This window comes from Idiomarina sp. ST20R2A10 (genome assembly GCF_051842345.1).
GTDB classification, from domain to species: domain Bacteria; phylum Pseudomonadota; class Gammaproteobacteria; order Enterobacterales; family Alteromonadaceae; genus Idiomarina; species Idiomarina loihiensis.
The window spans coordinates 1-277 of record NZ_JBNIEY010000042.1 but is presented as its reverse complement, the minus strand read 5'-3'; the positions used below and the strand labels follow the sequence as shown (position 1 = coordinate 277).

General features: G+C 58.8%; 1 protein-coding gene. It reads right to left on the bottom strand.

Annotated elements, in window-relative coordinates:
* On the bottom strand, positions 1-235 hold a 235-nt coding region (locus tag ACP7H9_RS14255), incomplete at its 3' end, for a hypothetical protein (RefSeq protein WP_439222940.1).
* Positions 236-277: the final 42 nt, after the last annotated feature.

Here is a 277-nt window from a genome sequence, read left to right as displayed (position 1 = left end):
ATGCGGGATCACTGGTGCCGATTGAACTTGTTGCTGGGGCACCAAAGGATGCGCGTCTGGTCGACAGTTCATCCCTAACTTTGGACGAGATCATCGCCGAAATGGAAGTCGCACACGCTAAAGGCCTCGATGTCGCGCGGGTGCATTCCTGTTTCATGGCGGCGGCAGCGGCCGCAAAGGCTGGCACACCCGGCGTCACATCATAGGGAATGCCGAGACTGTCCAGTCGGCGCATCTGTTCGGCCATGGCGCCGTAAATCGATGGATCACCGGAATG